This window comes from Streptomyces sp. NPDC031365 (assembly GCF_055569765.1).
On record NZ_JBVIIM010000003.1, the window covers coordinates 411554 to 436075 of the forward strand.

Genomic DNA, 24522 nt, shown 5'->3' on the forward strand with positions numbered 1-24522 from the left:
CCCGCCCTACGGTGGGTGACATGAGTGCACGCTTTGATGCCATCGGGATGGTCGTCTCGGACATGGCCGCCTCCGTCGCCTACTACCGGCGGCTCGGGTTCGCCTTTGCGGAGGGGGCCGAGACACAGGGACATGTGGAAGCGGAACTGCCGGGCGGACTGCGGTTCATGATGGACACGGAAGAGGTGGTCCGGTCCTTCCACACGGAGTTCGAGCCGCCGGGGGGCGGGGGCAGGACCTCGCTCGCACTGCGCTGCGACGGTCCCGCCGAGGTCGACACGCTCTTCGAGGAGATGGCGGCCGCCGGCAGCCGTTTCGAACTCAAGCCGTGGGACGCGGTGTGGGGACAGCGCTACGCCGTCCTCCTCGACCCGGACGGGAACGGGGTGGACCTGTTCGCTCCGCTACCGGCGGACGAGTAGCTCGCTCAGGGACAGGCCCGTCAAGTCCCGCACGTCACGCGCGAGATGAGGCTGATCCGCGTACCCGCTGCGGGTCGCCGTCTCCGCGAAGGGGACGCCCGCCCACACCAGGGCCAGGGCGCGGCGCATGCGGAGGATGCGGGCCAGGGTTTTCGGACCGTAGCCGAACTCCGTCACGGCACGGCGGTGCAACTGCCGTGCGCCGAGCCCCAGTTCGTCGGCGATCGCGGCGACCGGGCGGCCCTCTCCGAGCGCCGCCACGAGACGGCCGAGCAGGGGGTCGGGCGGGGCCGTCTCCGCTGCCAGGCGCAGGGCCAGCTCCTCCAGGCCGTGGACCGGGTCGTCCGCCGCGTTGACCCGGGCGGTGAGGCGGCGTACGTCCGCCGCGGGCCACAGGTCGACCAGGTCGACACGACGGTCGCGCAGTTCGTGGGCGGGGACGCCCAGCAGGGCGGGTGCCGTGCCGGGGTGGAAGCGGACGCCCGCCCAGGTGGCCGGCGGTCCCCCGGTGACGTGTGCGCGGGTGTCGGGGCCGGCGACCAGCAGCCGGCCCTCCTTCCAGAGCAGGTCCATGCAGCCGTCGGGCAGCACCCTGCCCTCCCCGCTGCCGGAGGGCGAGTTGGTCCACACGACCGCGCCCGTCAGCCGTGCCGCCCGCTCCCTGTACACGTCACCCAGGTTACGCCGGGCGGGCCCGCCACTCCTGGGGGCTGACGTCGTAGGCCCGCTTGAAGGCGGTGGACAGGGCGAAGGCGCTGCCGTAACCGACCTGGCGGGCGATCGCCCCGATGGTGTCGTCGGTGTCACGGAGGCGGTCCGCGGCGAGGGCGAGGCGCCAGCCGGTGAGGTACGCCATCGGGGGTTCGCCGACGAGCCGCGTGAAGCGGCGGGCCAGGGCGGCGCGGGAGACGCCGGCCTTCGCGGCGAGTCCGGCGATCGTCCACGGGTGGGCGGGGTCGTCCTGGAGCAGCCGTACGACCGGGCCGACGACCGGGTCCGCCTGCGCCCGGTACCAGGCGGGCGGTTCCGCCTCCGGCCGGTCGAACCAGGTCCGCAGCGCCGCGATGACCAGCAGGTCGAGCAGCCGGTCCAGGACGACCTCCTGACCGGGTGCGTCGCGGACGATCTCCTCCATGAGGAAGGGGGTGAGCGGGCAGTCCCACACCTCGGCGGTGAGGGAGAGCAGCGGCGGCAGCGCGTCCAGCAGCCGTCCGCCGATCTCGCCGCGCATCTGGTAGGTGCCGATCAGCAGCACCGTCGCGCCGTCGGGGCGGTCGCCCCAGGTGCGGACGCCGAGGTCCATGACGCCGTTCAGGGGCCGTCCGTCGGGGTGGTGGCACTCGCCGCCGGGGAGGATCAGCGCCTGGGGGGCCGTTCCCGGGTCGTCGGCGCAGGTGTACGGGGCCGGGCCGCGCGCGATGACGAGGTCGCCGGGGCGCAGTCGGAGGCGCTCGCCCTCGTCCGGCACGATCCACGCCCGGCCACGGACGAGGAGCATCACCGTCAGCGGGGCGCGGTCCTCCACGCGGACCGCCCACGGCGGGTCGAAACACGCGCGGATCATGAACGCGCCGCGGGCCCGGGGGCCTTCGAGCAGGCCGGTGAGTGCGTCCATGGGGTCAGCGTAGACGCGGGCTTATGGGAATGAGCCGTTCGACGATGGTCGCGTGCGCCGTACCGGAGTTGACTCGGTGGCATGACGGACAACGCGAAGAGTGCGAAGGACATGACCCTGGTCGTCACGGGCGCCTCGGGGCGTACGGGGAGCCGGGTGGCGCGCTCCGCCGAGGCGGCGGGGCTGACGGTACGGGCGGCGTCGCGGGCGACCGGGTTCGACTGGGAGGACCGGTCGACCTGGGCGGACACCCTGCGCGGGGCGAGCGCGGCGTATCTGGCGCACCCCGCCGACGTCGGCGCTCCGGGGACCGCGGAGGCGGTCGGTGAGCTCGCCGGGGTGGCACTGGGCCTGGGGGTGCGGCGGCTGGTGCTGCTGTCCGCGCGGGGCGAGGACCAGGCACTGCCCACCGAGGAGGCGCTGCGTGCGTCGGGCGCGGACTGGACGGTCGTACGGGCCGCCTGGTTCGCGCAGAACTTCAGCGAGGGGCCCTTGCTGGCGGAGGTGCTGCGCGGGGAGCTGGTGTTTCCCGCGGGTGAGGTGGCGGAGCCGTTCGTGGACGTGCGGGACGTCGCGGAGGTGGTGGTGGCCTCGCTGACGGGCGGGGAGCGGTATGCGGGGCGGACGCTCACGGTGACCGGGCCCCGGCCGCTGACCTGGCGGGAGGCGGTGGCGGAGATCGCGGCGGCGACGGGGCGGGCGCTGACGTACCGGGCGGTGCCGGCGCGTGACTACGGGGAGGCGCTGGTGGGCTTCGGGGTGCCGCCGGAGGAGGCCGCCTTCCTCACCGGGGTGTTCGAGACCCTGCTCGACGGCCGTAACGCGCACGTGGAGGACGGGGTGCGGCAGGTGCTGGGGCGCGGGCCGCGGGAGTTCGGGGACTTCGTGGCGGAGGAGGCGGCGGCCGGGACGTGGGCGGCGTGAGCCGGGGTGATCCGCCCTCGCCGCCCCTTCCCGTTCCGGGGGTCGGGCGGAGCCCCGGGTTCGGGACGGGAAGGGGCGGCGGGGCGGGAAACGGCATCCACCGGGCGGTGGAGGAGACGGATCACTTCTCCTCCTGGGGCGGCGGGCTCTCGCCGTCCCTCGGGTGGATGGTCTTCACGTGCGTGCGCAGGCGTGCCGTGACGTCCTCCGGGGGCAGGAAGCGCGACCAGCGTTCGGGGAACTCGGAGGGCATGTCGGGGTCGGCCTCCCCGGCCGTGGCGGTGGTGCGGGCGACGTACTCGGCGACCTGGGCCTGCCGCAACCGCTCGTTGGCCTCGCGGGCCGCGGCGGTCGCCGCGGCCGGCCAGACCCGGTCGATGGCCGCGTTGACGGCGGCGCCGACGAGCACCGCGAACGCGGACACGCCGATCCACAGCAGCACGGCGACGGGGGCCGCGAGGGAACCGTAGATGGTGGGTCCCTCGACGGTGTTGGTCAGGTAGATGCGCAGCAGGAAGCTGCCGAGCACCCACATGCCGAGGGCGACCAGCGCGCCGGGCACGTCCTCGATCCAGGGGGAGCGCACGGGTACGGAGACGTGGTAGAGCGTGGTCAGGAAGGCGACGGACAGCAGGATCACGACCGGCCAGTAGAGGACCTGGACGAGCGTCGTCGACCAGGGCACGATCTCCACGACCGCGTCCGGTCCCGCGACCATCAGCGGCAGCGCGATCGAGCCGATCAGCAGGGCCACGATGAACAGCAGGAAGGCCAGCAGCCGGGTCTTCACGATCCCCCGGACGCCGTCGAGGCCGTACATGACGGTGATGGTCTCGATGAAGACGTTCACCGCGCGGGAGCCCGACCACACGGCGATCAGGAAGCCGAGGGAGATCACGTCGGGGCGGCCGCCCTTCGTCACGTCCCGCAGGATCGGCTCCGCGATCTGGCTGACGCCCCGGTCGGAGAGCACCGTGCGGGAGGCGTCGAGGAGGTTGCGCTGCAGGCTGTGGATGGTCTCGGCGCCGGTCCACGCGTCGACGTAGCCCAGCAGGCCGATCATGCTGAGCAGCAGCGGGGGCACCGACAGCAGCGTGAAGAACGCGGCCTCGGCCGCCAGGCCCAGGATGCGGTACTCCATGCAGGAATTGACGGTGTCCTTGAGCAGCAGCCAGGCGGTCCTCCGCTTGGAGACGTTCCGGTACAGGGCCCGGGCCCGGTGGAGGCGGCCGGAGGGCTCGTCTGGGGGTTCACTTGCTGGCTGCACGCCCTAAAGGTATCCGTCGTGCCTGGTCGCACTCACCCAGAGGCGGGATCGCCGGGTGAGGAAGGCCCGCCGCCGGGTACGTTCGGGACATGGCAGGCACCACGCACACCGTGACCAACCAGGCTCCACCGCTGGTGCAGTACGACGTCTTCGGCGCCGACCGGGCTCTGGTGGAGGCGGTCGAACGGCATCTGGCGGCGGACGTGCTCGACGAGGGACGCTCGGAGCTGTCGGCCCTCGGGCGGACGACCGGTTCCGCGCAGGTGCAGGAGTGGGGAGTGCAGGCCAACGAGCATCCACCGCGGCTGCGCACCCACGACCGCTATGGTCACCGGATCGACGAGGTCGACTTCCACCCTTCCTGGCACCGGCTGCTCGGCAAGGGCGTCTCGGCAGGGCTGACGGGGGCGTGGGGACGGCCGGGCGGGCATGTGCGCCGGGCGGCGGCGTTCTTGATGTGGACCCAGGTGGAGGCCGGCAACCTGTGCCCGCTGTCGATGACCCACGCGGCGGTGCCCGCGCTGCGTACGGATCCGGCGCTGGCGGCGGAGTGGGAGCCCCGGCTGACGTCGGCCGTCTACGACCGTGCCCTGCGGCCACCCGGGCAGAAGCCCGGCGCGCTGTTCGGGATGGGCATGACGGAGAAGCAGGGCGGCAGCGACGTACGGGCGAACACGACGGCCGCGCGGCCGCTGGCCGAGGACGGCGCGTACGAGCTGACCGGGCACAAGTGGTTCTGCTCGGCGCCGATGTCCGACGCGTTCCTGGTACTGGCGCAGGCGCCCGGAGGGATCACGTGTTTCCTGGTGCCGCGGGTGCTGGAGGACGGCACGCGCAACGTGTTCCTCATCCAGCGGCTCAAGGACAAACTGGGCAACCGGTCCAACGCCTCCGCCGAGGTCGAGTTCGCCGGGACGTGGGCGCGCCGGGTCGGGGAGGAGGGGCGCGGGGTGCGCACCATCATCGGGATGGTGGCGGCTACCCGGCTCGACTGCGTGCTGGGCTCGGCAGGGCTGATGCGGCAGGCCGTGGCGCAGGCGGTGCACCACTGCACGCACCGCGAGGCGTTCGGCGGGAAACTCGTCGACAAGCCGCTGATGCGCAACGTACTGGCCGATCTGGCGCTGGAGTCGGAGGCGGCCACCACACTGGCGCTGCGGCTGGCGGCGGCCTACGACGACGGCGGTGAGCAGGAGCGGGCGCTGCTGCGGATCGCGGTGCCGGCGGCGAAGTACTGGGTGACCAAGCGGTGCGCGCCGGTCGCGGTGGAGGCGGCGGAGTGCCTGGGCGGGAACGGCTACGTCGAGGAGTCGGGGATGCCCCGGCTGGTGCGGGAGTCGCCGTTGAACTCGATCTGGGAGGGCGCGGGCAATGTCCAGGCGCTGGACGTACTGCGGGCGCTGCGCCGGGAGCCGACGGTGCTGGACGCGTATCTGCGGGAGGTCGGGCAGGCGCGCGGGGCGGATCACCGGCTGGACGGGGCGATCAAGAACCTGCTGACCGGGCTGGCGGATCTGGAAGGTGCCGAAGGGCGGGCGCGGCGGCTGGTGGAGCGCCTCGCGCTGGTGCTCCAGGGGTCGCTGCTGGTGCGGTACGCGCCGCCGGAGGTGGCGGACGTGTTCTGCGCGGCACGGCTGGGTGGCGACGCGGGCGCGGCGTTCGGGACGCTGCCGCACACGCCGGCTCTGGCGTCGGTGGTGGAGCGGGCCCGGCCGGTTTCCTGAGCGGCCGGCGACCCGTCCGAGAACACGGGCGCGGGCGCGGGCCCGAGGGGCACGGCGCGCGAACGCCCGAAGCCGCGCAACCGGCCACCCACCCAGGGGGCGCGGGGACCTGCGCGACCAGCCACCCACTGCCCGAGAGCCGCCGACGCGCAGCGAGCCGTACCCCGTGCCGCGCACACCGCCCCGCCTCCGCCCGGCACAACGCGGGGGTGGTGCTGCGCCGACACGGCACCACCCCCGCCGCACGGGCCCCATGGGAGCCGTGGACGCCGCTCGGGGCGACGTCGCTCAATCTTCAAACAGTCGACGGCGGTCCACCAGGGTTGCAGGGGGTTGCAACGTGCTGTCGCCGTCCCCGTACTGAGCGTCTTCACCCGGGGCAGACGGCAGTATGGGTCCGACAGGTCTTCTTCCGGGAGGTCCGGTGGCGTTCTCGCCGATGGACATGACGCATCTGACGGCCGTCGACACGGCGCGTGCGGCGCGGGTGCTCGACGAGGTCCGCTCCGCCGCGCTGTCCGGGCAGCGGCTGCCCGTGGCTCCCCGCCCGGTGATCGGGCAGTCCTGGGAGCGGATGCTGCGCAGCGGTGTGGACCCGGACGGCGACTTCCGCAGGGGGCTGTTGTCCCAAGAGGAGGTGCAGCGGCGGCGGCAGTCCTCGACGTTGCGGCATGTGCTGCCGGTGCTGCGGGAAGGGCTGCTGTCGGTCGCGGACGTCGCCCGTCACATCATGGTGGTCGCCGACGAGGAGGGGCGGGTGCTGTGGCGGGAGGGCAGTTCGCCGGTGCTGCGCAAGGCGGACGGGCTGGGCTTCGAGATCGGCGCGGACTGGCGTGAGGACGTGGTCGGGACCAACGGGGTGGGGACACCGGCCGTGACCGGGCGTCCCGTGCAAGTGTTCGCTTCCGAGCATTTCGCACGGTCGCACGCCACCTGGACGTGCGCGGGGGCGCCGATCACGGATCCCCGGGACGGGCGGCTGATCGGCGTGGTGGATGTGAGCGGGCCGCTGGAGACGATGCATCCGGCCACACTGGCCTGGGTCGACTCGGTGGCGAAGCTCGCCGAGGCGCGGCTGCGGGAGATGCACGTGCGGTCGCTGGAGCGGCTGCGCGCGGTGGCTGCCCCGGTGCTGGCGCGGACCGGTGGGCGTGCGCTGGTGGTGGACCGGCACGGATGGACGGCGGCGGTGACCGGGATGCCGTACACGGAGCGGCTGGCACTGCCCAAGTCGGTGTCGGCGGGTATGCGGTGGCTGCCGGCACTGGGGCGGTGCTCGCTGGAACCGCTGGCCGGGGGCTGGCTGGTGCGGGCGGCGGACGAACCGGTGACACGTGCCGCGACGCGGATCGTGCTGGACCTGCGGGAGCCGCGCCGCTGGTCGGTGGAGGTGTCCGGCGGGGCGGGCTCCTGGGTCCGGGAACTCAGCCCTCGGCACGCCGAGTTGCTGTACCTGCTGGCCGTGCACCGCGAGGGCCGCAGCGCGGCGGCCCTTGCCGGGGACCTCTTCGGAGACCCCGCCCGCACGGTGACGGTCCGCGCGGAGATGTCCCGAGTACGCCGCTATCTGGGCGCTCTCCTGGACCACCGCCCCTACCGCTTCACGGAGTCGGCCGAGGTGGAGGTTCTTCTCCCCGAGGAGCCCCACCGTCTGTTTCCGCATCCGGGCCGCCGGCTCACGCCCGCGCGGGGCCACTGAGGCAGGCCCGCACCGGGCCGCCCTCCGTCCCGCTTCGGTCGTCGGGGTCGTGTCCGCCGCGGCGCGGTGCGGGCCGGAGCCGGGCCTCCCCGCCGGACGGGAGACGCCCGTCAAGGGGGCCCGGATCCGCACACACGAACACCAGGTCGCGCTCCGAGGGCGGTTGGCTCGCACAATTGCCGGGTCCTCATCCCCTTCGGCCCTCACCTGCCGTAGCATCCCGGTACGGGCCACCCCATCTGCTCCACGGTCAACCCACGGATCACCGGACGCAGTTGGTTCGCCCCGGGAGGACGTTATGAAGCATCGCGGCAGACACCGCCGGCGCAGGAGGGGCAGGGCCCTGCGGGCCGGGCTGGCCGGGACCGCCCTCGCGCTGACCGCGGCCGCCACCATGATCAGCGCTTCGCAGGCCACCGACGCCGACGACCCCGGGGCGCTGAAGCCGCTGACCGCGTCCGCCGAGACCGCGCCGCTGCGGCTGACCGAGCACGACGTCCCGGGCGAGGCGCTCGACCGCCTCGCCGACGGCATGGGCCGGCCCGTCGGCGTCGGTGCCGTACTGGCCGACCCCGACGGCTCCCTGCGCGACGCGGAGGACTGTACGGACGACGACCGGCGTGCCCTGCCCGTCGAACCGGCCGCGACACGGGCGTACTGCTGGCCGGCCGGCGACACCGAGGGCTGGCGGGCCGGCGCGGTCACCACCTCGGGGGACGCGGACGAGGACGGCCGCTGGGGCGCGCATCGGGTGATCCTCTCCGGGTGGAGCCGGAGTTCGGGCTCGCCGGCGGAGCAAGGGCTCGCCCGGGTCGCCTTCGTGAACGCCGCTGACACCGGCGCACCCCGCTACACCTGGGCGCTGCTCGCCGTGCCGGTGGACGAGGGCCGCGACTACCGCGGGCTGGGTTCCACCGTATCGGGCATGGTCTGGTACCAGAACAAGCTTCTGGTGACCACGGGCCGGGGCGAGAGCGGGGCGCTGTACGTGTACGACCTGGACCGCGTGCAGCGGGCCACCGTGGAGGGCACGGCGGTCGGCCGGGTGCCCGGCGGCTGGTCGGCGGCCGGGGCGCGGTACGTCCTCCCGGCGGTCGCCTCCTACCGGACGAACGGCGCCGGCGCCCCGCAGCCGGGCGGTATCTCCCTGGACCGCAGCACCGCTCCCGACAGTCTGGTCGCGCACGAGGCGACGCCCCCGGACGAGGACGGGCCGACCCGGCTGTGGCGGTACTCGTTCAGCGTCGAGCCGGGGCGTGTGGGAGTGCTGGAGCCGGAACCCGTCGCGGTGTACGCGACGGAGCTGACCCATGTGCGCAGTGTGCTGTCGTACCGGTCGGGCTGGTATCTGGGCCGGATGACCGGAACGCCGGACGAGCGCGGCACACTGTGGCGGCAGGACACGGACGGAGCCCGCCCCACCCGCTGCGGGGCGGACGAGACGCACCGCTGCTGGAGCGGCGAGGCGACGTCACTGTCCTACTGGGCGCAGACGGGCGATGTGTGGTCACAGTCCGGACGGATGCTGTTCGCGCTGCCCCTGGCGTCGGTGGACCGGTCCCTCGACGACTAGTCCGGGCACCGTCCGGCGGATCATGCGACTGTCCGATTATTGGCCTTCCTGGTCACGCCCGGCCAGTGGGGCGACCCGCCGCGGATGTTCGAGGTCCTCGGACGCGGTGCCGTTCCCCGACCGCAGGGCGGACGCCCGCGCACCCGGCCCGGCCACCTCGGCGGCGACAAGGCGTCTTCCACGGCACCGTCACCACCGCAGCAATCCGCCCATGGCTCCGCCCGTGATCTACGGGACACCCTGTAGTTCTAGAGTCTTTCCGTGGACGTCACCAGCTGGTTCGAGGTCGAGGACCCAGAGGAGTACGGCGAGGAGCCCTGGGATTTCAGTGAGGCCGAACTCGCCTTCCTGGCAGTCCTGCGAGCCCGGGCCGCTGATTGGCGGGTGCCGTGGGCGCCCAGCCAGGTCGGACGGCCCGAGGACGAATCGTCGCTCCTCGTCCATCTCAGCCTTCTCGATGAGGAGCGCCGACTGGTGCTCGGCGAGTGGGCCGTGCACTTCTACGGCACGCACCTGCACGCCGGGAAAGTCTGCGACCAGCTCTTCAACCTTCACGAGTCGCCCGAGCACGGCTTCTTCCCGGCCTCCGGCACCGCCGAGGAGCTCGCGGAGCGGTGCGCCGGCTGGTTCGAGAGCCTGTTGAGCCGCCCTGTCGTCCGAGTCGAATGGCCGTTCAGAGACGGGAGGCATGCGACCCACTGGGAGTTCGCCGACACAGGCGAGGTCCTGGCGACGCGCGGCTCCGTCCCGACCGACGGCTCATACGCCCACCGCCTCCCGATCCGGCCCTGATCCGCCGGACAGGCCCCAGCCAGAGGCATCGACCCGTGAGGTGACTGTCCGTGCCTTGGTCGGGCGGTCGACAGAACGGGACGCCGGATGGTTCTCTTTCGGACATGACGACCCTTTCCGTGACCACCTGGTCCCTGGAGCAGACCGCGCCCGCCGACCTCCGTCCGGCCGCCGTGCCCGAGGGGGATGTGCGGGTGGTCCGCTCCGAGGTGCCCTCCCCCGAGTTCAGCCGTTTTCTGTACGCGTCGGTCGGTGGTGACATCCGCTGGACCGACCGGCTGGGCTGGACGTACGCACAGTGGCTGGAGCACCTGGACCGGCCCGGGGTGGAGACGTGGGTGGCCCACGACCGCGGGACACCGGCGGGGTACCTGGAGTTGGAGGCGCAGGCGGACGGGGTCGTCGAGATCGTCTACTTCGGTCTCGTCGCGGCATTCCGCGGGCGGCGCATCGGCGGTCATCTGCTGTCGTACGGCACGGCCCGTGCCTGGGACCTGGCGGACCGCCACCCTGGCCTGAAGCCGACCACACGGGTGTGGCTGCACACGTGCAGCAAGGACGGCGAGCACGCCCTGGACAACTACCGGCGCCGGGGCTTCACCCTGTTCGACACCAAGGTCGAAGAGGAGCCCGAGGTGCCGGCGCCGGGCCCGTGGCCGGGGGCCTACCCCGCCTGACCAGCACGGACAAGACCACGCACACGGCTTGTGACCAAAGACACCCTTGCCTCTCACTTCGAGACAAGGGTGTCCACATTTCGGATAACGGTGGACTGTGTCCAGATCGCCGTGCCAGGCTTCCGCCATGCCTGGAACTGGAATCGCCTTGGTGAGTCGGCGGCACGTCGACCTCGGCCGTATGTCCAGCGCCATCTGTCCGGCGCGCTGAGAGCACCCAGCACCGCCCGACATTCCCTTCTTCGCCACACTCCCCGCGCAATGACGCGCACTTGCACCCGTGCGCACATTTGCGCAGGTCAGAGTCGTATTTCCGTCTGTCCCGAAGGACGTATCAACCATGGCCGCCACCCCGCAGAAGCCTGCCGTCGCGCAGAAGCCTTCCGTCGCGACTCCCCGCCGCAAGGTGAGCCGTCACCGCGGAGAGGGACAGTGGGCCGTGGGGCACCTGACCCCCCTCAACGGCACGGAGCAGCTCAAGAGGGACGACGACGGTCTCAAGGTGCGGACACGCATTGAGACGATCTACTCCAAGCGCGGGTTCGACTCCATCGACCCCAACGACCTGCGGGGACGCTTCCGTTGGTGGGGTCTGTACACGCAGCGCCGCCCGGGGATCGACGGCGGGCGCACCGGTCTGCTGGAGCCGGAGGAGCTCGAGGACGAGTACTTCATGATGCGGGTGCGCATCACCGGCGGCCGGCTCACCACCGAGCAACTGCGGGTGATCGGCGAGGTCGCCGAGACCTACGCCCGCGGCACCGCCGACATCACCGACCGGCAGAACATCCAGTTCCACTGGGTGCGCATCGAGGACGTGCCCGCCATCTGGGAGCGGCTGGAGTCGGTCGGCCTGTCCACCACCGAGGCGTGCGGCGACTGCCCGCGCGGCATGCTCGGTTCCCCGGTCGCCGGGGTCGCCGCGGACGAGATCATCGACGGCACGGCGGCGCTGGACGAGATCGCCCGCCGCTACATCGGCGACCCGCGCTTCTCCAACCTGCCGCGCAAGTACAAGACGGCGGTCAGCGGCTCCCCGCTGCTCGACGTGGCGCACGAGATCAACGACATCTCCTTCGTCGGCGTGGTCCACCCCGAGCACGGCCCCGGTTTCGACCTGTGGGTCGGCGGCGGTCTGTCCACCAACCCCAAGTTCGGTGTGCGGCTGGGCGCGTGGGTGCCCGAGTCGGAGGTGCCGGACGTCTGGGAGGCCGTGACCTCCGTCTTCCGGGACTACGGCTATCGCCGGCTGCGCAACCGCGCCCGGCTGAAGTTCCTGATCGCCGACTGGGGCGCGGAGAAGTTCCGCCAGGTGGTGGAGGACGAGTACCTGGGCCACAAGCTGATCGACGGCCCCGCCGTCGAGATGCCGGCGCAGCGGTGGCGCGACCACATCGGCGTGCACCGCCAGAAGGACGGCCGCTTCTACGTGGGTTTCGCCCCGCGCGTGGGCCGCATGGACGGCTCGCTGCTCACCAAGGTCGCCGAACTGGCCGAGAACCACGGCTCGGGCCGGGTCTCCACCACCGTCGAGCAGAAGATGATCATCCTCGACGTGCCCCAGGACCGGGTCGACACCCTGGTCGACGGTCTCGAGGCGCTGGACCTGAGGGTCACCCCCTCCCCGTTCCGCCGCGGCACGATGGCCTGCACGGGCATCGAGTTCTGCAAGCTCGCCATCGTCGAGACCAAGGAACGCGGCAGCGACCTCATCGACGAACTCGAGCGCCGGCTCCCCGACTTCGACGAGCCGCTCACCATCAACATCAACGGCTGCCCGAACGCCTGCGCCCGTATCCAGACCGCGGACATCGGTCTCAAGGGCCAACTGGTCACCGACGCCGCAGGCAACCAGGTCGGCGGCTACCAGGTACACCTGGGCGGCGCCCTCGGCCTGGAGCCGTCGTTCGGGCGCAAGGTCCGCGGTCTGAAGGTGACCTCGGAGGAACTGCCCGACTACATCGAGCGGGTCGTGAAGCGCTTCCAGGCGGAGCGCGAGGACGGCGAGCGGTTCGCGGCGTGGGTCGGCCGCGCCTCGGACGAGGCCCTGTCGTGAGCGAGCGTGCCGCGCCCTTCTACTGCCCCTACTGCGGCGACGAGGACCTGCGTCCAGGGGAGCAGGGCCACGGCGCGTGGGAATGCGGCGCGTGCAACCGAGCCTTTCAGCTGAAGTTCCTCGGGCTGCTGGCCCGGGGACTCGAGCGTTCCGACACGGGAGGGGACCGGACATGACGGCTGTTCAGCAAGAGCGCACCACCCCGGAGTTGAGGGAACTGGCCGAGCGGGCGGGCCGGGATCTTGAGGACGCCTCCGCCCTGGAGATCCTCCAGTGGGCCGCCGAGACCTTCGGCAACCGTTTCTGCGTGACCTCCTCGATGGAGGACGCGGTGGTCGCCCATCTCGCTTCCCGCGCGATGCCCGGCGTCGACGTCGTGTTCCTCGACACCGGCTACCACTTCCCGGAGACCATCGGCACCCGGGACGCGGTCGAGGCCGTGATGGACGTCAACCTCATCACGCTGACCCCGCGCCGGACGGTCGCCGAACAGGACGCGGAGTACGGCCCGAAGCTGCACGACCGCGACCCCGACCTCTGCTGCAAGCTGCGCAAGGTGCAGCCACTGGAGGAGGGCCTCGGGGACTACCTGGCCTGGGCGACCGGCCTGCGCCGCGACGAGTCCCCCACCCGGGCGAACACCCCGGTCGTCGGCTGGGACGAGAAGCGGCGGAAGGTGAAGATTTCCCCGATCGCGCGGTGGTCGGGGGAAGACGTGGCGGCGTACGTCGCCGAGCACGGCGTCCTCACCAATCCGCTGCTGATGGACGGCTATGCCTCCGTGGGCTGCGCGCCCTGCACCCGCCGCGTGCTGGAGGGCGAGGACGCCCGAGCCGGCCGCTGGGCGGGCCGCTCCAAGACCGAGTGCGGACTGCACGGATGACCACCCCTCAGAATCAGGAGACCGACGTGACGACCGGAGCCACCGTCTGGCTCACGGGTCTGCCGAGTGCGGGCAAGACCACCATCGCCCACGACCTGGCCGCCCGGCTGCGCGAGCGGGGCCGGCGGGTCGAGGTGCTCGACGGCGACGAGATCCGCGAGTTCCTCTCGGCGGGCCTCGGCTTCAGCCGCGAAGACCGGCACGCCAATGTGCAGCGCATCGGCTTCGTCGCCGAACTGCTCGCCCGCAACGGCGTCACCGCGCTCGTTCCGGTGATCGCGCCGTACGCCGACAGCCGGGACGCGGTGCGCAAGCGGCACGGGGCGAACGGCACTCCGTACGTCGAGGTGCACGTGGCGACGCCGGTCGAGGTGTGCTCCGTACGCGATGTGAAGGGTCTGTACGCCAAGCAGGCCGCGGGCGAACTCACCGGACTCACCGGTGTGGACGACCCCTACGAGGAGCCCGAGACGCCCGATCTGCGGATCGAGTCGCAGCACCAGACCGTGCAGGAGTCCGCGGCGTCGGTGTACGCCCTGCTCAGCGAAAGGGGACTGGCATGACGACCGCCGCCACTGTCGAGGAGGGCACGGCCAGCCCGTACGCCCTCTCCCACCTGGATGCCCTCGAGTCCGAGGCGGTGCACATCTTCCGCGAGGTGGCAGGCGAGTTCGAGAAGCCGGTGATCCTGTTCTCCGGCGGCAAGGACTCCATCCTGATGCTGCACCTGGCGCTGAAGGCGTTCACCCCGGCGCCGGTCCCGTTCTCCCTGCTGCACGTGGACACCGGGCACAACTTCCCCGAGGTCCTCGCCTACCGGGACCGCACGGTCGCCGCGCACGGACTGCGGCTGCATGTCGCCTCCGTACAGGACTACATCGACCGGGGGGCGCTCAAGGAGCGCCCGGACGGCACCCGCAACCCGCTGCAGACGGTACCGCTCACCGAGAAGATCCAGAGCGAGCGGTTCGACGCCGTGTTCGGCGGCGGACGCCGGGACGAGGAGAAGGCGCGCGCGAAGGAGCGGGTGTTCTCGCTGCGCGACGAGTTCTCCCAGTGGGACCCGCGCCGCCAGCGCCCCGAGCTGTGGAACCTGTACAACGGCCGGCACGCCCCGGGTGAGCACGTCCGCGTGTTCCCGCTGTCCAACTGGACCGAGCTGGACGTGTGGCAGTACATCGCCCGCGAAGGAATCGAACTGCCGGAGATCTACTACGCGCACGAGCGTGAGGTCTTCAGCCGTTCCGGCATGTGGCTGACCGCGGGTGAGTGGGGCGGCCCGAAGGACGGTGAGAGCGTCGAGAAGCGGCTGGTGCGCTACCGGACCGTGGGGGACATGTCCTGCACCGGTGCGGTGGACTCCGACGCCGACACCATCGAGAAGGTGATCACCGAGATCGCCGCCTCGCGCCTCACGGAGCGCGGTGCGACGCGAGCCGACGACAAGCTCTCCGAGGCCGCGATGGAAGACCGCAAGCGCGAGGGGTACTTCTAGACATGAGCACCATCACCACCGAGGAGCTCGCGGCCACCACGCTGCTGCGGTTCGCCACCGCCGGCTCCGTCGACGACGGCAAGTCCACGCTGGTGGGCCGGCTGCTGCACGACTCCAAGTCGGTCCTCACCGACCAGCTGGAGGCCGTGGAGCGGGCGTCGGCGAGCCGGGGCCAGGAGGCGCCCGACCTCGCGCTGCTCACCGACGGTCTGCGGGCCGAGCGGGAGCAGGGCATCACCATCGACGTGGCCTACCGCTACTTCGCCACGCCCCGGCGGCGGTTCATCCTCGCCGACACCCCGGGCCATGTGCAGTACACGCGGAACATGGTCACCGGCGCGTCGACGGCCGAGCTGACCGTGATTCTGGTCGACGCCCGCAACGGCGTCGTCGAGCAGACCCGGCGGCACGCCGCGATCGCCGCGCTGCTGCGCGTCCCGCACGTCGTCCTCGCCGTCAACAAGATGGACCTGGTCGACTACCGGGAGCCCGTGTTCGCGGCCATCGCCGAGGAGTTCACGGCGTACGCGACCGAATTGGGCGTCCCCGAGGTCACCACGATCCCCATCTCGGCGCTCGTCGGCGACAACGTGGTGGAGCCGTCCGCGCACATGGACTGGTACGGCGGTCCGACGGTGCTGGAGCACCTGGAGACGGTCCCGGTCAGCCATGACCTGGCGCACTGCCACGCGCGGCTGCCCGTGCAGTACGTGATCCGTCCGCAGAGCGCCGAGCACCCGGACTACCGGGGCTATGCGGGGCAGATCGCCGCGGGCACGTTTCGGGTGGGCGACCCGGTGACCGTGCTGCCGTCCGGGCGGACGACCACGGTCACCGGGATCGACCTGCTGGGCGAGCCGGTCGGCATCGCCTGGACCCCGCAGTCGGTGACGCTGCTGCTGGCCGACGACATCGACATCTCCCGCGGCGACCTGATCGTCCCCAGCAAGGACGCGCCGGCCACCTCACAGGACGTCGAGGCCACCGTGTGCCACGTCGCCGACCAGCCGCTGACCGTCGGCCACCGGGTGCTGCTCAAACACGGCACACGCACGGTCAAGGCGATCGTGAAGGACATCCCGTCCCGGCTGACGCTGGACGACCTGTCCCTGCACCCGCATCCGGGCCGGCTGACCGCCAACGACATCGGCCGTGTGAAGATCCGTACCGCCGAACCGCTGCCCGCCGACTCCTACGCGGACTCGCGGCGCACCGGCTCGTTCATCCTCATCGACCCCAACGACGGCACCACGCTCACCGCGGGCATGGTCGGCGAGTCCTTCGCCGCGCCGGAGCCCGTCAAGGACGGCGCCGAGGACGACGGGTGGGACTTCTGAGCATGAACTCCACCGATTTCTACTCCGAGTTCGCCAAAGAGGGCGGCCGTGTCGGCAGCGGTGCTCTGGGCAGCGGGCAGGGCGGGGTCGACCGATGTGTGTGCTGACGTACGCGCACCGCTCGCGCGCCCTCGCCCCCCGCCGCCGTAGACGAAAACCTGCCGACTTCCCGGCCACGGCCTGAGTAGACCGTGACCGCCGGGCCCCCGAGAGGAACACCTCCCGTGCCTGCCACAACCGCCCTGCGCCGTACCCTCGCGGTGATGGTCGTGCTTCCGCTGCTCACCCTGGCCGCCTGCGGCTACGGTTCCGAGGCGAAGGACGACGACTCCGCGAAGGTCGCCGCCGGGGCGAAGAAGACCGACGGACTCGACTCCGTCAGGATCGGCTACTTCGGCAACCTCACCCACGGCACCGCCCTGGTGGGCAACCAGAAGGGTTTGTTCCAGAGGGAACTGGGCGGCACGGAGGCGAAGTACGCCGTCTTCAACGCGGGCCCGTCGGAGATCGAGGCGCTCAACTCCGGTTCCATCGACATCGGTTTCATCGGCCCGTCCCCGGCCGTCAACGGTTACATCAAGTCGGGTGGCAAGAACCTGCGGATCATCGGCGGTTCGGCGTCCGGCGGGGTCAAGCTGGTGGTGAACCCCGACACCGTGAAGTCGCTGAAGGACGTCAAGGGCAAGCGGATCGCGACCCCGCAGCTCGGCAACACCCAGGACGTCGCGTTCCTCAACTGGGTGGCCGAGCAGGGCTGGAAGGTCGACGCGCAGAGCGGCAAGGGCGATGTCACGGTCGTCCGCAGCAACAACAAGGTCACCCCGGACGCCTTCAGGGCCGGTTCGATCGACGGCGCGTGGGTGCCGGAGCCCACCGCCTCGAAGCTGGTCGCCGAGGGCGGCAAGGTGATGCTGGACGAGGCGTCCCTGTGGCCGGACGAGAAGTTCGTGATCACGAACATCATCGTGCGCCAGGAGTTCCTCGAGGAACACCCGAAGGCCGTCGAGGCGGTGCTGAAGGCGTCCGTCGAGGCCAACAAGTGGATCAACGCCAACCCCGGGGAGGCGAAGGCCGCCGCCAACAAGCAACTGGAGGCCGACTCCGGCAAGGCGCTGCCGGCTGAGGTACTGGACCCGGCGTGGAAGTCGATCAGGTTCATCGACGACCCGCTGGCCGCCACGCTCGACTCGCAGGCCGACCACGCCGTCGAGGCGGGCCTGCTGGAGCAGCCCGACCTGAACGGCATCTACGACCTCTCGCTGCTCAACAAGGTCCTCGAGGCCGTGGGTGAGCCCGCTGTCGACGACGCCGGCCTCGGCGCCAAGTAAGCCCGGATCACGAAGAGTTCCCAGGAGGTGACGACCATGGCCACGACCCTCGCCAAGGCCGCCGACGGCACCGAGGCGGCCACCCACGCCGCCCGGATCGAGCACGTCTCGAAGTCGTTCGCCGGGCCCGCCGGACGGCAGCTCGTGCTGGACGACATCACGCTCGATGTCGCGCCCGGTGAGTTCGTCACCCTCCTGGGTGCCTCGGGCTGCGGCAAGTCGACGCTGCTGAACCTGGTCGCGGGCCTGGACCGGCCCACGGCCGGGGCGATCAGCACGGACGGCCGGCCGGCCCTGATGTTCCAGGAGCACGCGCTCTTCCCGTGGCTGACGGCGGGCAAGAACATCGAACTCGCCCTGAGGCTGCGGGGTGTCCCGAAGAACGAGCGGCGCGGGCGGGCCGACGAACTGCTGGAGCTCGTCCGGCTGAAGGGCGCGCACGGCAAGCGGGTGCACGAGCTGTCCGGAGGTATGCGCCAGCGGGTCGCGCTGGCCCGCGCGCTCGCCCAGGAGAGCAAACTGCTGCTGATGGACGAGCCGTTCGCAGCACTGGACGCCATCACCCGGGACGTGCTGCACGACGAGTTGACCAGGATCTGGCGCGAGACCCAGGTGTCGGTCCTGTTCGTCACGCACAACGTGCGCGAGGCGGTCCGGCTCGCGCAGCGGGTGGTGCTGCTGTCCTCCCGCCCGGGCCGGATCGCCCGCGAGTGGACGGTCGGCATTCCGCATCCGCGTCGCATCGAGGACACCGCCGTGGCGGAACTGTCCGTCGAGATCACCGAAGAACTCCGTGGGGAGATCCGCCGTCATGGCCAGCACTGAGACGACCGCGAAGGACAAGGACGGGGGCGACCTCGCCGGTCTGGAGGCGGGCCTCGACGCACTGGAGACGGTGCAGGCCGGCCGCACCCCGCTGCGGCAGACCGTCAAGGAGAAGATCCTCCCGCCGGTGGTCGCCGTCGCACTGGTGCTGGCGGTGTGGCAGGCCCTGGTCTCCTTCCGGATCGTCGACGACCCGACCAAGCTGCCCTCCCCCGGCGCGGTGTGGGACGTCCTCCGCGAGGCGTGGCTCCAGGGCGAACTGCTCGGCTACATCTGGACCAGCGTCTCGCGCGGTCTGCTCGGCTTCTTCTTCGCGCTGCTGATCGGCACCCCGCTGGGGCTGCTGGTGGCGCGAGTGAAGGTGGTGCGCGCGGCGATCGGGCCGATCCTGTCCGGTCTGCAGTCGCTGCCGTCGGTGGCGTGGGTGCCGCCGGCGGTGATCTGGCTGGGCCTGAACAACTCGATGATGTACGCCGTGATCCTGCTCGGCGCGGTGCCCTCGATCGCCAACGGCCTGGTCTCCGGCGTCTCCCAGGTGCCCCCGCTGTTCCTGCGGGCCGGCCGCACGCTGGGCGCGACGGGGCTGAAGGGCACCTGGTACATCGTGCTGCCGGCCGCGCTGCCCGGCTATGTGGCGGGTCTGAAGCAGGGCTGGGCGTTCTCCTGGCGGTCCCTGATGGCCGCGGAGATCATCGCGTCGTTCCCGGACCTCGGCATCGGGCTGGGCCAGTTGCTGGAGAACGGCCGCAACGCCAGCGACATGGCCATGGTCTTCGAAGCCATCCTGCTGATCCTGACCGTCGGTATCGCCATCGACCTGCTGATCTTCAGTCCGCTGGAGCGGTGGGTGCTGCGCAGCCGCGGTCTGCTGGTGAAGGGCTGAGGCACACCATGCGTCGTCCGGTACTTCTCGTCATCGCCCACGGCAGCCGCGACCCGCGGCACGCCGCGACCGTGCACGACCTGGTGCGGCGGGTGCGGTCGCTGCGGCCGGGGCTGCGGGTGGAGACCGGGTTCCTGGACTTCAACGTCCCCTCCGTCACAGGGGTTTTGGAGTCCCTGGACGCGGAGGGTGTCCGTGACGTGGTCGCCCTCCCGCTGCTGCTGACCCGCGCCTTCCACGCCAAGTCGGACATCCCCGCGGTGCTGGCCGGGGCCCCGCCGCGGCTGCGGATCCGCCAGGCCGACGTCCTGGGCCCGTCCCCGCTGCTGCTCTCGGCACTGGAGCGCCGGCTGTACGAGGCGGGCCTGACGCCCGCCGACAAGTCCTCGACCGGGGTCGTACTGGCCTCGGCGGGGTCATCCGACCCGGAGGCGATCGCAGTGATCGCAGAAATCGCGCGGGAGTGGCGGCACACCGGTTGGTGCGCCGTGCGGCCTGCGTTCGCCTCCGCATCCCTCCCCCGCACCGAGCAGGCGGTACGTGACCTGCGCGCTCTCGGCTGCGCACGCGTCGCCGTCGCGCCGTACGTCCTGGCCCCCGGCTTCCTCCCGGACCGCATCGCCCGGGGTGCGGCGGGGGCGGACGTCCTGGCGGATGTGCTGGGTCCGGCCCCGGAGGTGGCACGGGTGCTGCTGGAGCGCTACGACGGGGCGCGGGTGCCGCTGCTCACGGCAGTCGGCGCCTGACCTGGTCCGGCGGGCGGTGTCGGCCCGATCCTTCTCTCCGCTCTCGGCCGAAGTCCCGTCGTCCTCGGTCGGAGCCCCGTCGTCCTCGGCCGAAGTCCCGTCGTCCTCGGTCGGAGCCCTGTCGTCCCGTCGTCCCGGGGGCCTCGTCCGTGGCCTCAGGCGGCCCTCGTCGGCTCGAGGCCCTCGCCCCCTCGACGTTCCTCGCCCCCTGCACGTCCAGGTCCACGTCCTCCGTCGAAGTCCCCGCCCTCAGTCGAAGGACAGGCCGCCCGTCCGCGTCCGCTTCAACTCGAAGAAGTCGGCGTCACCGGCCAGCACCCGGAAGCTGTCGAAGAGTTCTGCCGCCCGCTCGCCCCGGGGGACGGCCCGCAGGACGGGTCCGAACCAGACGGTTCCGTCGACGTGAAGGGTCGGGGTCCCCACATAGGCGCCCGTGTCCGCTTCGGCGCCCGCCTCGTGGCTGCGGCGCACGGCGTCGTCGTACGCCGGGTCGTGCGCGGCGGCCGCCAGGCCGGCGGGCAGGCCGAGTTCGGTGAGGGCTTCGGCGATCACGGCGTCGAAGTCCTCGACGGCGCGCTCGTGGATGCGGGTGCCGAGGGCGGTGTAGAGGCCGCGCAGCACCTTCTCGCCGTGCTGTTCGGCGGCGGCCACCGCCACCCGTACCGGGCCGACGGAGCGGTCGACCAGGTCCCGGTACCAGTCGGGCAGCTCGTTGCCGAGGTTGTGCAGATGGAGGCTCATCACACGGAAGCGCAGATCGAGGGGGCGTTCCCGTTCCACCTCCAGCAGCCAGCGGGAGGTGATCCAGGCGAAGGGACAGGCGGGGTCGAACCAGCAGTCGACGCGGGTGGGTGATCCATTGCTCATGCCGTCGACCGTATGCACGACCGGGAGCGGGGCCCTGGTCCAGTTCGCCGCCCGGCCACTGGTCCAATCCCGGCGGCGGGTGGCCCGGTCAGTCCCCGGTGAGCTCCACGAGCTTCGTCACCGTGTTCCAGTTGCGGCTGGTGGCGACGACGCCCTCGTTGACGCGGGGCCGGGACAGGTACTCGGCGAGTTTGGAGCGGCCCAGGCCGTTCGGGGCGTACAGGTAGAGGGCGCGGTCGCCGAGCCGGAACTCCTCGGGCCGGCAGGACGCCTGGTCGATCCCGGCGAAGCGCTCGGGGGTGACGGGTGCGGAGAAGTAGGTGACGTGGAGCTGCTTGGGCTCCAGCTCGTCGGCCGGGTACGGGCATGCCTCGACGATGCCTCGCAGGTAGGCGTGGTCGCGCACGATCACGTCCACCCCGAAGCCGAAGTGCCGCTCGATCGCCGCGGACAGCTCTGCGGCCAGTGACCGCTCGTCCCCGTGGTCGGCGGTGAACACCGCCTGACCGCTCTGGAGATGGGTGCGCACGCCCTCGTGGCCGAGCCCTTCCACGAGCGTGCGCAGTTCGGCCATCGGGACTTTCCTGCCGCCGCCCACGTTGATCCCGCGCAGCAGCGCCGCGTATCTCGTCGCCATACCGCACACCTTAGGACGGCCGTCGTGCCCCGTGGGGGTGGGCACGACGGCCGGGTCCGCACGCGGCGGGCTGCGCGAAACTCTGGCGGAACGGTGGGGCCCGGATCAACCGGAACACGCACCTGTGACTTATTCAACAAGGTTGCGGAACGGGGGACCGCGCTGCGGACCCCTGATCACCGGCCCCCAGAAGTCCGGATACATGTAAGGGACCACTGTCGTCCCCAGTGGGGAGGAGACGAACGCCGATGGGATGACTTCGGGCCCCGGAGCTTCACCGGACAGCACGACGAGACGCGCTTATCCGGCCCATACCTTCGAAAGTGTCAGGTGGCGGCAGGGGGTCGCTGCCGAACACGAGGGAGCGAGCCCGTCATGGGGAACGGAGATTCGCGGGTACGGGGCCTCGCCGCCCGGGCCGGCGGCTGGAGCGCCCGGCACCGCTGGGCGGCCGTCGGTATCTGGCTGCTGTTCGTCGTGCTGGCGATGGGACTCGGATCGGCCGCCGGCCGGGTCGACGTCAGCAACAGCGATCAGCTCAAGGGAGAGACCCACACCGCCGCCCGCATCATCGAGGACGCCGGCATCGAGGAGCCGGCCAGTGAGACCGTGCTCGTCCAGGCGAAGGACGAGGGCCTTACGGCCACGGACGAGGAGTTCCGCTCGGCGGTCACCGCCGTCGTCACGGCCGTGGAGCGGACCGGCGAGGTCACGGACGTCACCTCGCCGTACGAGAGCGACACCATCTCCAGGGACGGGCGCAGCGCGCTGGTCCAGTTCGACATGCGCGGCGACTCGGACACCGCCGGTGAACGGATCGAGCCGGTCCTGAACGCCGTGGAGGACGTCCAGAAGGACCATGGGTCGCTGCGGATCGAGGAGATCGGCGGCGCCAGCATGATGAAGACGTTCGACGACGCGTTCGGCGACGACTTCAAGAAGGCCGAGTACTCCGCGGTGCCGGTGGCCCTCGGCATTCTGCTGATCGCGTTCGGCGCGCTGGTGGCGGCGCTGCTTCCGGTGGCGCTGGCGGTCACCGCGATCATGGCGACGATGGGTCTGATGGGCCTGGTCAGCCACCTCCAGCCGATGAGCGAGACCGCGAACTCGGTCATGCTGCTGGTGGGCCTGGCCGTCGGTGTCGACTACTGCCTGTTCTATCTGCGCCGCGAGCGTGAGGAGCGGGCGGCCGGACGGGACGCGCAGACGGCGCTGCGGATCGCCGCGGCGACCAGTGGCCGGGCGATCGTCGTCTCCGGTGTCACGGTGTGCGTGGCCATGGCGGGCATGCTGTTCACCGGGATCGCCGAGTTCGAGGCGATGGGTCTGGCCTCGCTGATGGTCGTGGCGGTCGCCATGGTCGGTTCCGTCACCGTCCTGCCCGCGCTCCTTTCGCTGCTGGGCGAGCGGGTCGACAAGGGCCGCCTGCCGTTCCTGCGCAAGCGTCGTGCGAACGGCGGCAACGACAGCCGGTTCTGGACCGCCGTACTGAAGCAGGTGCTCGCCAGGCCGGTGCTGGCCGCCGTGGTGGCCACCGGTGCGCTGCTCGCCGTGGCCGCTCCCGCGGTCGGGATGAAGACGCAGAACCTCACGCTGGACCAGGAGTTCGGCGACTCACTGCCGATCGTGCAGACGTACAACCGGGTCAACGAGGCCTTCCCGGGCGGCACCGAACCGGCCGAGGTGGTCGTCAGCGCCGACGACATCAACGCGCCCGAGGTGCGGGCCGCACTCGCCGACTTCCGCGAGCAGGCGGTCAGTTCGGGTGCGTCACGCGGACCGGTCGAGATCAAGCTGCACGACCGGCAGAACGTCGCCTTCGTCTATGTTCCGCTGGTCGGCGGCTCCGACCAGGACAAGGCGGGTCAGAGCCTGGACACGCTGCGCGACGAGGTACGGCCCGCCACGCTGGGCGAGGTGGACGGGGTCGAGGCGCCGATCACCGGGCAGGTCGCCGGAAACAAGGACTTCAACGACCAGCTGGTCGGCTCCGTGGTCCCGGTCTTCGCCTTCGTGGTGGTCTTCGGCTTCCTGCTGATGCTGCTGTCGTTCCGCTCGCTGACCGTCGCGGTCACCTCGATCATGCTGAACCTGCTGTCGGTGGGCGCCGCGTACGGCATCCTCGTGGCGGTCTTCCAGCACGGCTGGGGCGCGTCCCTGGTGGGTGCGGAGGGCGTCGGCGCGATCATCACCTGGCTGCCGCTGTTCCTGTTCGTGATCCTGTTCGGCCTGTCGATGGACTACCACGTGTTCGTGGTCTCCCGGATCCGCGAGGCCCGGTTGCGGGGCCGCAGCACGCGGGACGCGATCCAGCACGGTGTGGTCACCACGGCCGGGGTCGTCACCAGCGCCGCGGTCATCATGGTCGCCGTGTTCGCGATCTTCGGCACGCTGTCCATGCAGTCCATGAAGCAGATGGGCGTCGGCCTGGCGGCGGCTGTGCTGATCGACGCCACGATCATCCGGGGTGTGCTGCTCCCGGCGGTGATGGCGCTGCTCGGCGAGCGCAACTGGTACCTGCCGAAGTGGCTGCACCGGATGCCCGACCTGACCCACGACGAGTCACCGGAGGCGGCGGCGGCGCCGGCCGGGGCGCGGGACGACGAGGGCGATCGAGTGCCGGTCTGACCCGGGAGGAGCGTAGTGGGGGGGGGGGGGGGGGGGGGGGGGGGGGGGGGGGGGGGGGGGGGGGGGGGGGGGGGGGGGGGGGGGGGGGGGGGGAGGGGGCGGGGGGGGGGGGGGGGGGGGGTGTTCCTGCTTAGGCGGGAATTG

At 71.6% G+C, this 24522-nt stretch carries 24 protein-coding genes and 1 pseudogene; 20 read left to right on the top strand and 5 right to left on the bottom strand.

All coding sequences use genetic code 11. From position 1 onward, the window contains the following. Positions 1-62: 62 nt before the first annotated feature. Positions 63-422, top strand: a complete 360-nt coding sequence (locus ACZ5C2_RS07165; protein ID WP_468787696.1) for a VOC family protein — start codon at positions 63-65, stop codon at positions 420-422. Here the strand turns inward: ACZ5C2_RS07165 and ACZ5C2_RS07170 are convergent. Then, positions 405-1091 (bottom strand): helix-turn-helix domain-containing protein, encoded by a 687-nt coding sequence (locus tag ACZ5C2_RS07170; RefSeq protein ID WP_468787447.1) that lies wholly within the window; start codon positions 1089-1091, stop codon positions 405-407. The two genes, ACZ5C2_RS07165 and ACZ5C2_RS07170, sit on opposite strands and share 18 nt — an antisense overlap. Positions 1092-1101: 10 nt before the next feature. After that, positions 1102-2037 (bottom strand): AraC family transcriptional regulator, encoded by a 936-nt coding sequence (locus ACZ5C2_RS07175; RefSeq protein WP_468787449.1) that lies wholly within the window; start codon positions 2035-2037, stop codon positions 1102-1104. An 81-nt stretch (positions 2038-2118) separates the two neighbouring features. Here ACZ5C2_RS07175 and ACZ5C2_RS07180 point away from each other — a divergent pair, with 81 nt between their 5' ends. After that, positions 2119-2961 (top strand): Rossmann-fold NAD(P)-binding domain-containing protein, encoded by an 843-nt coding sequence (locus tag ACZ5C2_RS07180; RefSeq protein ID WP_468787451.1) that lies wholly within the window; start codon positions 2119-2121, stop codon positions 2959-2961. A gap of 121 nt (positions 2962-3082) precedes the next feature. Here the strand turns inward: ACZ5C2_RS07180 and ACZ5C2_RS07185 are convergent, their stop codons facing one another. Then, positions 3083-4228, bottom strand: coding sequence for a YihY/virulence factor BrkB family protein (locus ACZ5C2_RS07185; RefSeq protein WP_468787453.1), 1146 nt, complete (start codon positions 4226-4228; stop codon positions 3083-3085). 89 nt (positions 4229-4317) lie between these two features. On the opposite strand from ACZ5C2_RS07185, the gene ACZ5C2_RS07190 reads away from it, so the two are divergent. The 17 genes and pseudogenes from ACZ5C2_RS07190 to ACZ5C2_RS07270 all read left to right on the top strand — a co-directional run bounded on the left by ACZ5C2_RS07190 (position 4318) and on the right by ACZ5C2_RS07270 (position 20246). Beyond that, the gene (locus tag ACZ5C2_RS07190) at positions 4318-5952 is read left to right on the top strand and encodes an acyl-CoA dehydrogenase family protein (protein WP_468787455.1); all 1635 of its coding nucleotides are present in this window, start codon (positions 4318-4320) and stop codon (positions 5950-5952) included. Between the two features lie 439 nt (positions 5953-6391). Then, positions 6392-7651 (top strand): GAF domain-containing protein, encoded by a 1260-nt coding sequence (locus ACZ5C2_RS07195; protein ID WP_468787698.1) that lies wholly within the window; start codon positions 6392-6394, stop codon positions 7649-7651. A gap of 298 nt (positions 7652-7949) precedes the next feature. Beyond that, positions 7950-9224: a hypothetical protein gene (locus ACZ5C2_RS07200; protein ID WP_468787457.1), complete on the top strand. Its 1275-nt coding sequence runs from the start codon at positions 7950-7952 to the stop codon at positions 9222-9224. A gap of 33 nt (positions 9225-9257) precedes the next feature. Further along, positions 9258-9407: pseudogene (locus tag ACZ5C2_RS07205) on the top strand (IS5/IS1182 family transposase); the annotation flags it as partial. A gap of 78 nt (positions 9408-9485) precedes the next feature. Continuing rightward, positions 9486-10016 (top strand): hypothetical protein, encoded by a 531-nt coding sequence (locus ACZ5C2_RS07210; RefSeq protein WP_468787459.1) that lies wholly within the window; start codon positions 9486-9488, stop codon positions 10014-10016. A 104-nt stretch (positions 10017-10120) separates the two neighbouring features. Further along, a complete protein-coding gene (locus tag ACZ5C2_RS07215; protein ID WP_468787461.1) occupies positions 10121-10693 on the top strand; it encodes a GNAT family N-acetyltransferase in 573 nt (190 codons plus the stop codon). A gap of 127 nt (positions 10694-10820) precedes the next feature. Further along, positions 10821-10904, top strand: a complete 84-nt coding sequence (locus ACZ5C2_RS07220; protein WP_310887545.1) for a putative leader peptide — start codon at positions 10821-10823, stop codon at positions 10902-10904. 129 nt (positions 10905-11033) lie between these two features. Continuing rightward, positions 11034-12749 carry a nitrite/sulfite reductase gene (locus ACZ5C2_RS07225; protein WP_468787463.1) on the top strand — a complete coding sequence of 572 codons (1716 nt, stop codon included), beginning with the start codon at positions 11034-11036 and terminating at the stop codon, positions 12747-12749. Further along, positions 12746-12925: a hypothetical protein gene (locus ACZ5C2_RS07230; RefSeq protein ID WP_468787465.1), complete on the top strand. Its 180-nt coding sequence runs from the start codon at positions 12746-12748 to the stop codon at positions 12923-12925. The genes ACZ5C2_RS07225 and ACZ5C2_RS07230 overlap by 4 nt, the downstream gene beginning before the upstream one ends. Beyond that, entirely contained in the window at positions 12922-13632 is a 711-nt protein-coding gene (locus tag ACZ5C2_RS07235; protein ID WP_468787467.1) for a phosphoadenylyl-sulfate reductase, read from the top strand. The genes ACZ5C2_RS07230 and ACZ5C2_RS07235 overlap by 4 nt, the downstream gene beginning before the upstream one ends. A 26-nt stretch (positions 13633-13658) precedes the next feature. After that, on the top strand, positions 13659-14195 hold the full coding sequence (gene cysC / locus ACZ5C2_RS07240) for an adenylyl-sulfate kinase (protein WP_468787469.1): 537 nt from the start codon (positions 13659-13661) through the stop codon (positions 14193-14195). Beyond that, positions 14192-15127 carry a sulfate adenylyltransferase subunit CysD gene (gene cysD, locus ACZ5C2_RS07245; protein WP_468787471.1) on the top strand — a complete coding sequence of 312 codons (936 nt, stop codon included), beginning with the start codon at positions 14192-14194 and terminating at the stop codon, positions 15125-15127. Before cysC ends, cysD begins: the two co-directional genes overlap by 4 nt. Positions 15128-15129: 2 nt before the next feature. Then, entirely contained in the window at positions 15130-16464 is a 1335-nt protein-coding gene (locus ACZ5C2_RS07250; protein ID WP_468787473.1) for a sulfate adenylyltransferase subunit 1, read from the top strand. A gap of 224 nt (positions 16465-16688) precedes the next feature. After that, positions 16689-17792: an aliphatic sulfonate ABC transporter substrate-binding protein gene (locus ACZ5C2_RS07255; protein ID WP_468787475.1), complete on the top strand. Its 1104-nt coding sequence runs from the start codon at positions 16689-16691 to the stop codon at positions 17790-17792. Between the two features lie 36 nt (positions 17793-17828). Continuing rightward, the gene (locus tag ACZ5C2_RS07260) at positions 17829-18617 is read left to right on the top strand and encodes an ABC transporter ATP-binding protein (protein WP_468787477.1); all 789 of its coding nucleotides are present in this window, start codon (positions 17829-17831) and stop codon (positions 18615-18617) included. Beyond that, complete coding sequence (locus ACZ5C2_RS07265) at positions 18604-19500, top strand: ABC transporter permease (RefSeq protein ID WP_468787479.1); 897 nt, start codon at positions 18604-18606, stop codon at positions 19498-19500. Before ACZ5C2_RS07260 ends, ACZ5C2_RS07265 begins: the two co-directional genes overlap by 14 nt. Before the next feature lie 8 nt (positions 19501-19508). Next, positions 19509-20246, top strand: a complete 738-nt coding sequence (locus ACZ5C2_RS07270) for a sirohydrochlorin chelatase (RefSeq protein WP_468787481.1) — start codon at positions 19509-19511, stop codon at positions 20244-20246. 249 nt (positions 20247-20495) lie between these two features. Here ACZ5C2_RS07270 and ACZ5C2_RS07275 read toward each other — a convergent pair whose 3' ends face one another. Further along, positions 20496-21113 carry a mycothiol-dependent nitroreductase Rv2466c family protein gene (locus ACZ5C2_RS07275; protein WP_468787483.1) on the bottom strand — a complete coding sequence of 206 codons (618 nt, stop codon included), beginning with the start codon at positions 21111-21113 and terminating at the stop codon, positions 20496-20498. 88 nt (positions 21114-21201) lie between these two features. Beyond that, a complete protein-coding gene (locus ACZ5C2_RS07280; protein WP_468787485.1) occupies positions 21202-21750 on the bottom strand; it encodes a DUF1697 domain-containing protein in 549 nt (182 codons plus the stop codon). A 375-nt stretch (positions 21751-22125) separates the two neighbouring features. Between ACZ5C2_RS07280 and ACZ5C2_RS07285 the strand changes: the two genes are divergently transcribed. Beyond that, positions 22126-24378 carry an MMPL family transporter gene (locus ACZ5C2_RS07285; protein WP_468787487.1) on the top strand — a complete coding sequence of 751 codons (2253 nt, stop codon included), beginning with the start codon at positions 22126-22128 and terminating at the stop codon, positions 24376-24378. Positions 24379-24522: the final 144 nt, after the last annotated feature.

What these genes read in the sequence shown, in the direction of transcription:
- ACZ5C2_RS07180 (WP_468787451.1), top strand. Translation starts at nt 2,119, where the DNA reads ATGACGGACAACGCGAAGAGTGCGAAGGACATGACCCTGGTCGTCACG.
- ACZ5C2_RS07285 (WP_468787487.1), top strand. Translation starts at nt 22,126, where the DNA reads ATGGGGAACGGAGATTCGCGGGTACGGGGCCTCGCCGCCCGGGCCGGC.
- ACZ5C2_RS07235 (WP_468787467.1), top strand. Translation starts at nt 12,922, where the DNA reads ATGACGGCTGTTCAGCAAGAGCGCACCACCCCGGAGTTGAGGGAACTG.
- ACZ5C2_RS07190 (WP_468787455.1), top strand. Translation starts at nt 4,318, where the DNA reads ATGGCAGGCACCACGCACACCGTGACCAACCAGGCTCCACCGCTGGTG.
- ACZ5C2_RS07175 (WP_468787449.1), bottom strand. Translation starts at nt 2,037, where the DNA reads ATGGACGCACTCACCGGCCTGCTCGAAGGCCCCCGGGCCCGCGGCGCG.
- ACZ5C2_RS07200 (WP_468787457.1), top strand. Translation starts at nt 7,950, where the DNA reads ATGAAGCATCGCGGCAGACACCGCCGGCGCAGGAGGGGCAGGGCCCTG.
- ACZ5C2_RS07195 (WP_468787698.1), top strand. Translation starts at nt 6,392, where the DNA reads ATGGACATGACGCATCTGACGGCCGTCGACACGGCGCGTGCGGCGCGG.
- ACZ5C2_RS07275 (WP_468787483.1), bottom strand. Translation starts at nt 21,113, where the DNA reads ATGAGCAATGGATCACCCACCCGCGTCGACTGCTGGTTCGACCCCGCC.
- ACZ5C2_RS07265 (WP_468787479.1), top strand. Translation starts at nt 18,604, where the DNA reads ATGGCCAGCACTGAGACGACCGCGAAGGACAAGGACGGGGGCGACCTC.
- cysD (WP_468787471.1), top strand. Translation starts at nt 14,192, where the DNA reads ATGACGACCGCCGCCACTGTCGAGGAGGGCACGGCCAGCCCGTACGCC.
- ACZ5C2_RS07280 (WP_468787485.1), bottom strand. Translation starts at nt 21,750, where the DNA reads ATGGCGACGAGATACGCGGCGCTGCTGCGCGGGATCAACGTGGGCGGC.
- ACZ5C2_RS07260 (WP_468787477.1), top strand. Translation starts at nt 17,829, where the DNA reads ATGGCCACGACCCTCGCCAAGGCCGCCGACGGCACCGAGGCGGCCACC.
- ACZ5C2_RS07270 (WP_468787481.1), top strand. Translation starts at nt 19,509, where the DNA reads ATGCGTCGTCCGGTACTTCTCGTCATCGCCCACGGCAGCCGCGACCCG.
- ACZ5C2_RS07225 (WP_468787463.1), top strand. Translation starts at nt 11,034, where the DNA reads ATGGCCGCCACCCCGCAGAAGCCTGCCGTCGCGCAGAAGCCTTCCGTC.
- ACZ5C2_RS07220 (WP_310887545.1), top strand. Translation starts at nt 10,821, where the DNA reads ATGCCTGGAACTGGAATCGCCTTGGTGAGTCGGCGGCACGTCGACCTC.
- ACZ5C2_RS07250 (WP_468787473.1), top strand. Translation starts at nt 15,130, where the DNA reads ATGAGCACCATCACCACCGAGGAGCTCGCGGCCACCACGCTGCTGCGG.
- ACZ5C2_RS07215 (WP_468787461.1), top strand. Translation starts at nt 10,121, where the DNA reads ATGACGACCCTTTCCGTGACCACCTGGTCCCTGGAGCAGACCGCGCCC.
- ACZ5C2_RS07165 (WP_468787696.1), top strand. Translation starts at nt 63, where the DNA reads ATGGCCGCCTCCGTCGCCTACTACCGGCGGCTCGGGTTCGCCTTTGCG.